Source organism: Streptomyces sp. NPDC057438, from assembly GCF_042802995.1.
Classification (GTDB): domain Bacteria; phylum Actinomycetota; class Actinomycetes; order Streptomycetales; family Streptomycetaceae; genus Streptomyces.
Genome location: NZ_JBHVDD010000155.1, coordinates 1 through 10,211, shown reverse-complemented (window position 1 = coordinate 10,211; position 10,211 = coordinate 1). Strand labels below are relative to the sequence as shown.

The window sequence follows — 10,211 nt, the reverse complement described above, 5'->3', positions numbered from 1 at the left end:
GTGTCGTGGCTGATGGCGGGATCACGAGCGGCTCCTCGTTGAGCGTCGGACATCGAGCGCGGGAGAACAGGCGTCAGAGGTGGTCGCCGCCGGCGGCACTGGCGAATCCGCGTACGCCTATGCCACCGTCGACGTTGATCGCGTGTCCGGTGATCGGACCGCTCTGGGCACGGGAGGCGAGGAGCACATAGGGCCCGGTGAAGTCACGCGGATCGGTGCTGGAGTCGTGCAGCGGGATGGGTGGCGGCGGGGTGTCCGGGCCCTGCTTGGCGAAGGACGCCGAGATCGACCGGTCGGCCAGCCCCAGTCCCTGTGGCCCTCGCAAGTCGGTGTTCATGCCGCCGCAGGCCACGCCGTTGACGCGGACTTTTGGCGCCAGCTCGTAGGCGAGTTCGCGCATCAGGCCCAGGCAGGCGTGCTTGCTCGCCGTGTAGAGGGGTCCGCCGCCGTTGACGTAGAAGGAGGCGTTGGACAGGGTCATGACGATGCTGCCGCGCGTCTTGACCAGCTCGCGCCACGCGGCCTCCGCCGCGAGGACATAGCCCTTGACGTTGACGGCGAAGATCTCGTCGAACGCCGTGTTCAGTTCCTGGCCGCTGAGCCGGGTGAGCTGTCGCTGGTAGTCCCATACCCCCGCGTTCGCCACGAGGGTGTCGAGCTTTCCGAAGCGGCCGACGGCCTCGGCGACGGCGACGTGCAGACTTTCGGAGTCGCGCACATCGGCCACGACGGCGTGGATGCGCGACGGGTCGGTGGCATCGTGTACGACCTCGTCCAGCCGTTTCCTGTCGCGGCCCACAATCGTGACCGACGCGCCCTCGGCGAGGAAGCGCTCGGCGACGGCACGGCCGATGCCCGACCCGCCCCCGGTGATCAGAGCCGCGTCACCCTCCAGCCAGCCGCCCGTCATGACCGCTCCCCGAGGAAGCCGGTGACCAGCGCGTCGAACTCGCGCTGCCGCTCCAGCTGGACCCAGTGGCCGCACTGCCCGAACACGTGCAGTTGCACGTCACGGATCTGCTTGAGCATGAGCTGGGCGCCTTCGAGGGTGATGGTCCGGTCGTCGCGGCCCCAGAGCAGCAGCGTGGGCGCCTTGATCTTGTGCAGGTCCCGCCACAGGGGGTCCATGCCACCCCGCTTACCGAAGGCCGCGTTGTAGTGGTGGTAGAAGTCGATGTGGCTTTCGTCGAGCGAGGCCTCGTAACGGGCACGCACGACGTCCTCACCGAACTGCCGGTGATCGAAGACCATGGTGCGGATGAACGCCGCCATCTTCTTCTCGCTCGGTCCGCCGCCGTTGTAGTAGCGGAACATCTCCTTCTGCCCCTCCGTGGGAGTGGGGCCGAAGGGGAGCCAGCCACCGCCGGGGGCCATCAGCACGAGCCGGGTGACACGCTCCGGGCGCTGCTGGGCCATGGCGAGGGCTGCGGCGCCGCCGAGGCTGTTGCCCAGCAGGTGGAAGGTGTCGATGCCGAGCGAGTCGAGGGTCTGGTACAGCGCGTCCGTGGTGATCTCGGTGATGGACCGCGTCTCCAGGTCCGCCTCACCGGGACGGTAACTGGCGCCGAAGCCGGGCTGGTCGGGCAGGACGACGCGGAAGTGCCGGGCCAGGGCGGGGAGGTTCTGACGGTAGTTGCTGACGCCGGAGGCGCCGGGGCCGCCGCCGTGCAGCATCACCAGCACGGGGCCCTCGCCGGTTTCGGTGACGGCGATCTCACCGAGGGACGTGGCTACTCGGTGGTGTTTGAGTTCGAGGTCGGTCACAGCGTTGTCCCATCAGAAAAAGGTCGAGAGGTTCTTCGCCTGGAGGATGTTCTGGTCCAGGAGGATGGTCCGGCGGGCCACCCGGAGTCCGCCGTGCTCGACGCGTCGCAGGACGTCCGTGCGGCCGCCGGCGAAGACGTTCTCCTCCCGCTCCAGCCGGTTGCGGTAGTCGAGAAAGGCCGAGCGCACCCACAGGTCGTCCTCGGTGAATCCGTCGTGCTCGGCGGGGTCGATGTGGCTGACCGTCACGTTGGTGACCAGATGCCGGGTCCGGGAGGGCGGGTCCTCGGCCCAGGCCATCCCGGAGTCGAACCGGCGGATGCGCCAGGCGAGGCTCTCCTTGCTCTCGTCGTAGAAGGCCGCCTCGCCCCGCGCGGCCACGGACAGCGCCTGCTGCCGGCGCAGCCGGTTGCTGCGGGTGGGCATCCAGTAGTCGAGGTCGTCGGCGAGCAGGTCGAGCCAGTCGGCGAAGCGGCCGTCGTCGAGGAGGGCGGCCTCCTCGTAGTAGAACTGCTCGACCTCGAAGTGGGTGTCTCGGTCGGCGCGTGCCCCCGCGCGTGACCGGATCTGCTCGGTGCCTGTGCTCACGGTGTCATTCGATCCTTTCTCGGACCCGGGTGATATGGCCTGTGCCGTCTGGCGGCACATCAGCCGCGCAGCAGGCCGCGCAGGTTCACGGCCGGGTCGGCCAGCCGCTCGGCGGCGACGCGGACACGGCGGTCGATCAGCCGGCGAGCGGCTCTGACGGCGGCCGGGTCGTCGACCGAGGCGGCCGCGACGACCAGCCCGTCCCTCAGACCGAAGACGGAGAAGGACGGGTCGTCGTAGGAGCCTCTGAGGACGGTCTGCGCGGCTGCCTCCATGTGCCCGACGGCCTCGATGTGGAGTCCGTGCCGGTCCGTCCAGAACCAGGGCGCGGCAGGCGCCGGTTCCGGGGCGCCGAGGAGGGTCGCCGCTGCCCTGGCACCGTCGTGCTGGGCTGCTTCCCAGTGCTCGGTGCGGGGCACTTGGCGCATCCGGGCAGGGTCGCCGACGGCGAGCACCGCCGGATTCGAGGTGACGTGACGCTCGTCGACGAGGATGCCGCGGTCCACCTCCAGCCCGGCCGCCCGCGCCAGCTCGGTGCACGGCACCATGCCGACACCGAGCACCACCGCGTCGTAGAGCCGCGTGACTCCGCCGAGCCCGACCTCGATGCCCTCGGGCCGGTCGACGAAGGACTCCACGGCGGCCTGTACGGCTGTGATCCGGTGGCGGGTGTGCAGTGCGTGCAGCCAGGCGGCCAGCTCCGGGCCGAGTGCGGCGGCCAGCGGCACGGCGACCGGGTCGACGAGGACGACCTCGCAACCGAGACGTACGGCGGTGGAGGCGACCTCGGCCCCGATCAGCCCGGCGCCGACGACCAGCACTCTGGCACCGGGAGCGAGAGCCGGGCGCAACCTGTCGGCGTCGTCCGCCGTGCGCAGGACATGCACGCGCTCGCCACCGACACCCGGAACCGGGAGGCGGGCGGCGGCACCCCCCGTCGCGAGCACGACACGGTCGGCGCGCAGCAGGTGTCCGTCGCCGAGCTCGACGGCGCCGTCCCCTGGCCTCAGCGCGGTCACCGTCGTCCGGTTGATCAGCCGTACCCGCTGGTCGTCGTACCACCGGGAAGGCTGGAGGGCGATCTCCTTGACGTCCTTCGTGCCGGTCAGGAAGTCCTTCGACAGCGGGGGACGGTCGTAGGGGAAGTCCCCCGAATCGACGAGGGTGACATCACCGTCGAAGCCGCCGGCTCGCAGCGAGGCGGCCGTGCTCACGCCGGCGATGCCGCCGCCCACGATGACGACACGCTCGGTCACGGCGACTCCCCGGGGAAGAGGTAGACCTCGCCGTCACGGACCTCGACGCGGTGCGGGCAGGCGTTCTTCGTCGCGGGCAGGCCCTGGACCTCGCCGTTCTTCAGACAGAACTTGCTGGAGTGCAACGGGCATTCGACGAACCCGCCCTCCACCCAGCCATCGGCCAGTGAAGCGGTCTCGTGGGTACAGGTGTCGTCGAGCGCGTAGACACTGTCGTCGGTGTCGCGCAGCAGGGCGATGTCGTCGGCGGTCCCGGTGACCGCCTTGTCGATGGCGATGCCCTCGCCCTGGGGGATGTCGGCCAGGGCCGCTACGCGAATACCGCTGCCGTTGCTCATGCGTGGTGCTCCTCGTGCCAGGCGGGCGTGTTCATCAGTTCGCGCCAGCGTGCGTAGAAGGCCCGGCCGGCGGCGTCGCTGTAGAGCTCGCTGGTCCTGCCGGGGTGGCGGCCGTCCTCGCGTTCGCTGCCCATGCCCATCTGGTAGTTGAGAGCGACGCCGCCTGTGATGAAGCCATGCGAGATGGCCTGCACCTCGCTCCAGTTCTCGCCGTCGTCCTGCTCGAAGATGCCGCTGGGTCCGAACGTCCGCAGGTTGTACAGGCGTTGGGCCTCACGGACCTCTTCGGGCATGGACTTGTCGACGATGGTCCAGGCCCACACCTCCATGCGGTCGGGGCCCTTGGGGTGCCAGACCCGTATGGAGCCGTTGACCGGCAGGTAGGAGAAGTTGGGGAAGACGGTGGCGTGTCCGGTGGTCAGCGGCCCCTCGACGCGGGCCTCGCCGAGCCGCTCCCGCAGTGCGTCGTAGTCCGTCCACTCGTGCACGGTCTGGGCGTCGAAGCGGTTCTTGGGATGGACCGGGAAGCCGGCGCCGTGCCCGTTCGGGTCCACGTACTGGCGGCCGGTACGGTGCACGACCTCGTCCTTGGGCTTCCTGCCGGACGGCGAGAGGACCATGAGCGCCGAGGCGTGGCTCATGTTGACGTGGTACCAGTCGGTGGCGAACTGCTCGGCGGCCAGCTTCCAGTTGCCTTCCAGAACCCACTTGTGGACTCCGCCGACGACGACCGTCCCCTGGTCGTCGTGGTCGAGCATCGCGTCCATGTACCAGGCCATGTCGCCGAGCGACTCCCGCAGCGGGACGGGGTCCGGATCCCAGGTGCCGAAGACCAGCCCGTGGTACGTCTGCACGTGCGGCACCTCGACAAGACCCCACTGCCCCGTCTCGAAGGACTCCGGGTAGCCGTCCTTGTTGGGCACGCTGACCAGCGAACCGTCCAGGTTGTACGACCAGCCGTGGTAGGTGCAGGTGAAGTTGCGGGTGGTGCCGAAGTCGGCGCGGCAGACGCGGGCACCCCGGTGCCGGCAGGAATTGAGGTAGGCGCGGATACGCCGGTCACGGTCCAGCGTCACGATGACCGGGTCCTCGCCCATGTACGTCGTGAAGAAGTCGCCGGGCTTGCGGAACTGGTCGGTGTGCGCGAGGAACAGCCAGCTCGGCGCGAAGACGCGACGCAGCTCCTGGCGGTACAGTTCCTCGTCGGTGAAGATGACGCGATCCAGCAGCCCGCCCTCAGCGTCGACGAGCCCGGATACGTCGATGTTCCGCGCCAGGTCCGCCGGACGCCGCAGCGCCCCGCGCGGGGCCGCCGTGGCCGCGCCCTGAGGTTCGATCGTCGAGGTCATGTGCCCAGGCAACAGCAGCGCCGCGGCCGGGTGCCATCCGTCGTTCCGTACGGCGGCACACGCGCTGTCGGCAGGCGGCGGGCGCGGGGGAGCGTGAACGCATGCTTGCTGCCATCGCCATCTCCCAGAGCGCGACCGATCCGCTGTCGGGGCTCGTCCTCGGGGACATCCTCAAGCCTGAGCCCCGCCCCGGCTGGTCGACCGTCCGTGTGGTCTCCTCGTCGCTCAACATGCACGACCTGTGGACCCTGCGCGGCGTCGGGCACCCACCCGAGCGGCTGCCCATCGTCCTCGGCTGCGACGCGGCCGGCTATGACGAGGACGGCAACGAGGTGCTCGTCCACCCGGTGATCGCCGACCCGGACGCCGGTCTCGGCGACGAGACGCTCGACCCCGGGCGTGCTCTGCTGTCGGAGCAGCACCACGGGGCGTTCGCCGAATACCTCGCCGTCCCCACCCGCAACCTGATCCCCAAGCCGTCCTGGCTGACCTTCGACGAGGCGGCCTGTCTGCCGGTCGCCTGGGGCACCGCGTACCGCATGCTCTTCACCCGGGCGGGAATCCGCGCGGGCGACCGGGTCCTCGTCCAGGGGGCCGGGGGCGGCGTCGCGTCGGCCGCGATCAAGCTGGCCGTGGCCGCGGGCGCCGTCGTGTACGCCACCAGTCGCAGCGAGGACAAGCGGCGGCAGGCCGAATCCTGGGGCGCGCGCAAGGCCGTACCCACCGGCGAACGGCTGCCCGAGCGCGTGGACGTCGTGATCGAGACGGTCGGTGAGGCCACCTGGTCGCACTCCACGAAGTCGCTGCGTCCCGGCGGCACGATCGTCGTCGCCGGAGCCACCAGCGGGAAGAACCCGCCCGCCGACCTCGGCCGGATCTTCTATCTCCAGCAGCGCCTCCTCGGCTCGACCGGCTGCACCCGCAGCGAACTGGTCTCGCTGCTGAAGCTCATGGACGCCACCGGCCTGCGCCCGGTCATCGACCGCACGCTGCCGCTGGACGAGATCCACAAGGGCTTCCAGCTCATGATCGACGGGCGGCTCACCGGCAAGCTCGTCATCCATCCGCCCGCCCCGCACGAGCAAGGAGCCCCGCGATGACCGCCGCCGCCGTCGGCCTGTCCCACTCTCCCCTCATCGGCAAGAACGACCCGGCCCCGGACGTCCTGTCGGCCGTCGAGGACGCCGTCGAGGCGGCCCGCTCCTTCGTCCGCGCCTTCGACCCCGACCTGGTCGTCCTGTATGCCCCGGACCACTACAACGGCTTCTTCTACAGGGAGATGCCTCCGTTCTGCCTGGCCACCGAGGCGAACGCCGTCGGCGACTTCGGCTCCGCCGCCGGACCCCTCTCCGTCGACACCGATGCCGCCCGCGCCCTCGCCCGCGGAGTTCTCGACCGCGGAGTCGACCTGACCGTCTCGGCCCGGATGACCGTCGACCACGGCTTCGTCCAGCCGCTGGAAGTCCTCTTCGGAGGCATCGACAAGGTGCCGGTCGTACCGGTGTTCGTGAACGGTGTGGCCACCCCGCTCGGCCCGGTCAGCCGTATCCGGGCACTGGGGACCGCGATCGGCGAAGCGGCCGCCGTACTGGACCGCCGTGTGCTGTTCCTCGGCTCCGGCGGGCTCTCCCACGACCCGCCCGTCCCCGTGCTCGACGGCGCCCCGCCCCGGGTCGCCGATGCCCTCATCGAGGGGCACCCGCCCACACCCGAGCAACGGGCCCGGGGCGAGGAGCGGGTGATCCAGGCGGGCCGCGAGTACGCCGCCGGCTCGACCCGCATGGTGCCCATCAACCCCGCCTGGGACAACCTCGTCCTGGACACCCTGGAAAGCGGCCGGCTCGCCGACGTGGACGCCTGGACCGTGGAGTGGATGGGCGCCGAGGGCGGTGGCTCGGCCCACGAGGTGCGCACCTGGATCGCGGCCTTCGCGTCCCTTGCGGCGACCGGCCCGTACCGCACGACCTCCCGCTTCTACGCACCCATCCCCGAATGGATCGCGGGTTTCGCCGTGGCCACCGCAGAACAGGAACCGAACCGATGACCGAACGCGAACGAGCCATCACCCTCGCGACGGACAGGCTGGCGACCGCAGCGGTCGAGCGGGAACCCTGCGCCCCGGTCCGCGATCTGCTGGGCACCGTCGACGTCGACACCGCCTACGAGGTCCAACGCCGTCTCACCGCCCGCCGACTGGCCGACGGGGCCGTCCGCACCGGCCGGAAGATCGGCCTGACCTCGCCGGCCGTGCAGAAGCAACTCGGCGTCGACCAGCCGGACTTCGGCGTGCTGTTCTCCGACATGGATGTCTCCGCCCTCGCCGCAGTGCCCACCACCCGGCTGCTCCAGCCGAAAGTCGAGGCGGAGATCGCCTTCCTCCTCGCCACCGACCTGGACGGGGACGATCTCGACCTGGCCGCCGTCCGCGCCGCGGTCGCCCACGCGATGCCCGCCCTGGAGATCGTGGACAGCCGCGTCGCCGACTGGGACATCACCATCACGGACACGGTCGCCGACAACGCCTCCAGCGGCCTGTACGTCCTCGGAGAGTCCCGTCTCCCGCTCGAGGCGTTCGAGCCCCGTGAGGCGACCATGCGGATGTACGTGGACGGTGTCCTCGTCTCCGAGGGCACAGGCACCGCGTGTCTCGGCGATCCCCTGAACGCCCTGCTGTGGCTGGCCCGTACGGCGCGCGCCTACGGCGACCCGTTGCGGGCCGGCCAGGTCGTCCTCTCCGGCGCGCTCGGCCCCATGGTCAGCGTCGCCCCAGGCGTCACCGTCCTCGCGGAGATCTCCACCCTGGGCACTGTCACCGCCGCGTTCACCGACAAGGAGCCGTCATGACCGCCCTGAAGAAGACGAAAGTGGCCGTGATCGGTTCCGGCAACATCGGCACCGACCTGATGATCAAGGTGCTCCGTCTCTCGGAGACACTGGAGATGGCGGCGATGGTCGGCATCGACCCGGCCTCCGACGGACTCGCCCGCGCCCGCCGTCTGAAGGTGCCCACCACCCACGACGGCGTCGACGGCCTGATCGGTATGGACGGCTTCGACGAGATCGACATCGTCTTCGACGCCACCTCGGCCAAGGCCCACATCGCCAACGCGGACCGGCTCGCTCCCTTCGGCAAGCGGCTCGTCGACCTCACCCCCGCGGCTGTCGGCCCCTTCGTCGTCCCGGCGGTCAACCTCGACGACAACCTGGACGCCACCGACGTCAACATGGTCACCTGCGGAGGGCAGGCCACCATCCCGATCGTCCACGCCGTCGCACGTACGACCCCCGTCCCGTACGCGGAGATCGTCGCCTCCATCGCGTCGAAGTCGGCCGGGCCCGGTACCCGCGCCAACATCGACGAGTTCACCGAGACCACCTCCGCGGCGATCGAGACCGTCGGCGGTGCCACGCGCGGGAAGGCGATCATCGTCCTCAACCCCGCAGAGCCCCCGCTGATCATGCGGGACACGGTGTTCTGCCTGATCGGCGACGCGGATCACGACGCCATCCGCGCCTCCGTGACCGCCATGGTGGACGAGGTCGCCCAGTACGTCCCCGGCTACCGGCTCAAGCAGGACCTCCAGTTCACGCCCGTACCGGCCGACGAACCGGTCCACACCCTCCTGCCCGACGAAGCGCCGCGGGTGACGACCAAGGTCTCGGTCTTCCTGGAGGTCGAGGGCGCCGCCCACTACCTCCCCGCCTACGCGGGCAACCTCGACATCATGACCTCGGCCGCCCTGCGCACCGCCGAGCGCATCGCCCGGCACGTACGACAGGGGGTATCCGCATGACCACCAGCCTCTACATCCAGGACGTCACCCTGCGGGACGGCATGCACGCCGTACGGCACCGCATCGCCCCCGCCGACGTCCAGCGCATCGTCGCCGCCCTGGACGCGGCCGGCGTGGACGCCATCGAGGTCGCCCATGGCGACGGCCTGGCCGGCGGCTCGCTCAACTACGGCGCCGGCAGCCACACGGACTGGGAATGGATCGAAGCAGCCGCCTCGGTCCTCGAACGGGCCACGCTCACCACGCTCCTGCTCCCCGGTATCGGCACCATCGCCGAACTGAAGCAGGCCTACGCGCTCGGTGTCCGCTCGGTCCGCATCGCCACCCACTGCACCGAGGCCGACGTCTCCGCCCAGCACATCGCCACGGCCCGCGACCTCGGCATGGACGTCTCCGGCTTCCTCATGCTCAGCCACATGGCCCCTGCCCCGGAACTGGCCGAGCAGGCACGGCTGATGGAGTCCTACGGCGCCCACTGCGTGTACGTCACCGACTCCGGAGGCCGTCTCACCATGGACGGTGTCCGTGAACGCGTCCGCGCCTACCGCGACGCGCTGCGGCCGGAGACCCAGATCGGCATCCACGCCCACCAGAACCTCTCCCTGGCAGTGGCCAACTCGGTCGTCGCTGTCGAGGAGGGGGTCACCAGGGTGGACGCGTCCCTCGCCGGGCACGGCGCGGGGGCGGGCAACTGCCCGATCGAACCGTTCGTCGCCGTCGCCGCACTCAACGAGTGGAAGCACGGCTGCGACCTGTTCGCCCTGCAGGACGCGGCGGACGATCTCGTACGACCGCTGCAGGACCGTCCGGTCCAGGTCGACCGAGAGACACTCACTCTGGGCTTCGCCGGCGTCTACTCCAGCTTCCTCCGGCACGCCGAGGCAGCCTCCCGGCAGTACGGCATCGACGTGCGCAGCATCCTGCTGGAAGTGGGCAGGCGCGGGCTGGTCGGCGGGCAGGAGGACATGATCGTCGACATCGCGCTGGATCTGCTGCGGGCCGCTCCGGGGGCGGCCTGACCGCCAGCGGGTCGCGACGGCGGGGTGCCACCGCGTGCGGGGGCACCCCTTCTGCGGTACGGGTCATGCCGTACGGGCCAACCCCCTCGCCGCTGCCTGCGAG

The 10,211-nt window shown here is 70.5% G+C and carries 11 protein-coding genes; 5 read left to right on the top strand and 6 right to left on the bottom strand.

Going from position 1 to position 10,211, the window contains the following annotated elements:
• Positions 1-73: 73 nt before the first annotated feature.
• Genes ACFU5F_RS41230 through ACFU5F_RS41205 form a run of 6 tightly spaced genes read right to left on the bottom strand, consistent with a single transcriptional unit; the run spans position 74 to position 5,295 of the window.
• Positions 74-910 (bottom strand): SDR family NAD(P)-dependent oxidoreductase, encoded by an 837-nt coding sequence (locus ACFU5F_RS41230; protein ID WP_383898684.1) that lies wholly within the window; start codon positions 908-910, stop codon positions 74-76.
• Positions 907-1,764 carry an alpha/beta fold hydrolase gene (locus tag ACFU5F_RS41225; RefSeq protein ID WP_383898683.1) on the bottom strand — a complete coding sequence of 286 codons (858 nt, stop codon included), beginning with the start codon at positions 1,762-1,764 and terminating at the stop codon, positions 907-909. Before ACFU5F_RS41225 ends, ACFU5F_RS41230 begins: the two co-directional genes overlap by 4 nt.
• 12 nt (positions 1,765-1,776) lie before the next feature.
• Positions 1,777-2,352, bottom strand: coding sequence for a 3-phenylpropionate/cinnamic acid dioxygenase subunit beta (locus tag ACFU5F_RS41220; RefSeq protein ID WP_383898681.1), 576 nt, complete (start codon positions 2,350-2,352; stop codon positions 1,777-1,779).
• A 59-nt stretch (positions 2,353-2,411) separates the two neighbouring features.
• Positions 2,412-3,608 (bottom strand): NAD(P)/FAD-dependent oxidoreductase, encoded by a 1,197-nt coding sequence (locus tag ACFU5F_RS41215; protein WP_383898679.1) that lies wholly within the window; start codon positions 3,606-3,608, stop codon positions 2,412-2,414.
• Positions 3,605-3,946 carry a non-heme iron oxygenase ferredoxin subunit gene (locus tag ACFU5F_RS41210; protein ID WP_062930634.1) on the bottom strand — a complete coding sequence of 114 codons (342 nt, stop codon included), beginning with the start codon at positions 3,944-3,946 and terminating at the stop codon, positions 3,605-3,607. Before ACFU5F_RS41210 ends, ACFU5F_RS41215 begins: the two co-directional genes overlap by 4 nt.
• The gene (locus ACFU5F_RS41205; protein ID WP_383898677.1) at positions 3,943-5,295 is read right to left on the bottom strand and encodes an SRPBCC family protein; all 1,353 of its coding nucleotides are present in this window, start codon (positions 5,293-5,295) and stop codon (positions 3,943-3,945) included. The genes ACFU5F_RS41210 and ACFU5F_RS41205 overlap by 4 nt, the downstream gene beginning before the upstream one ends.
• A gap of 101 nt (positions 5,296-5,396) precedes the next feature.
• Between ACFU5F_RS41205 and ACFU5F_RS41200 the strand changes: the two genes are divergently transcribed.
• The 5 genes from ACFU5F_RS41200 to dmpG are packed head-to-tail and all read left to right on the top strand — an operon-like array spanning position 5,397 to position 10,108.
• A complete protein-coding gene (locus ACFU5F_RS41200) occupies positions 5,397-6,395 on the top strand; it encodes a zinc-binding dehydrogenase (RefSeq protein ID WP_383898676.1) in 999 nt (332 codons plus the stop codon).
• Positions 6,392-7,339, top strand: a complete 948-nt coding sequence (locus tag ACFU5F_RS41195; RefSeq protein WP_383898674.1) for a 3-carboxyethylcatechol 2,3-dioxygenase — start codon at positions 6,392-6,394, stop codon at positions 7,337-7,339. Before ACFU5F_RS41200 ends, ACFU5F_RS41195 begins: the two co-directional genes overlap by 4 nt.
• Positions 7,336-8,139, top strand: a complete 804-nt coding sequence (locus ACFU5F_RS41190; protein ID WP_383898672.1) for a 2-keto-4-pentenoate hydratase — start codon at positions 7,336-7,338, stop codon at positions 8,137-8,139. Before ACFU5F_RS41195 ends, ACFU5F_RS41190 begins: the two co-directional genes overlap by 4 nt.
• 5 nt (positions 8,140-8,144) lie before the next feature.
• The gene (locus ACFU5F_RS41185; RefSeq protein WP_383898686.1) at positions 8,145-9,089 is read left to right on the top strand and encodes an acetaldehyde dehydrogenase (acetylating); all 945 of its coding nucleotides are present in this window, start codon (positions 8,145-8,147) and stop codon (positions 9,087-9,089) included.
• Positions 9,086-10,108, top strand: a complete 1,023-nt coding sequence (gene dmpG, locus ACFU5F_RS41180; RefSeq protein ID WP_383898670.1) for a 4-hydroxy-2-oxovalerate aldolase — start codon at positions 9,086-9,088, stop codon at positions 10,106-10,108. The genes ACFU5F_RS41185 and dmpG overlap by 4 nt, the downstream gene beginning before the upstream one ends.
• The last annotated feature ends 103 nt before the right edge of the window (positions 10,109-10,211 follow it).

Excerpts from the sequence above, each read along its gene's own strand:
- ACFU5F_RS41205 (WP_383898677.1), bottom strand. The coding sequence starts at position 5,295 with ATGACCTCGACGATCGAACCTCAGGGCGCGGCCACGGCGGCCCCGCGC.
- ACFU5F_RS41200 (WP_383898676.1), top strand. The coding sequence starts at position 5,397 with ATGCTTGCTGCCATCGCCATCTCCCAGAGCGCGACCGATCCGCTGTCG.
- dmpG (WP_383898670.1), top strand. The coding sequence starts at position 9,086 with ATGACCACCAGCCTCTACATCCAGGACGTCACCCTGCGGGACGGCATG.
- ACFU5F_RS41210 (WP_062930634.1), bottom strand. The coding sequence starts at position 3,946 with ATGAGCAACGGCAGCGGTATTCGCGTAGCGGCCCTGGCCGACATCCCC.
- ACFU5F_RS41195 (WP_383898674.1), top strand. The coding sequence starts at position 6,392 with ATGACCGCCGCCGCCGTCGGCCTGTCCCACTCTCCCCTCATCGGCAAG.
- ACFU5F_RS41190 (WP_383898672.1), top strand. The coding sequence starts at position 7,336 with ATGACCGAACGCGAACGAGCCATCACCCTCGCGACGGACAGGCTGGCG.
- ACFU5F_RS41230 (WP_383898684.1), bottom strand. The coding sequence starts at position 910 with ATGACGGGCGGCTGGCTGGAGGGTGACGCGGCTCTGATCACCGGGGGC.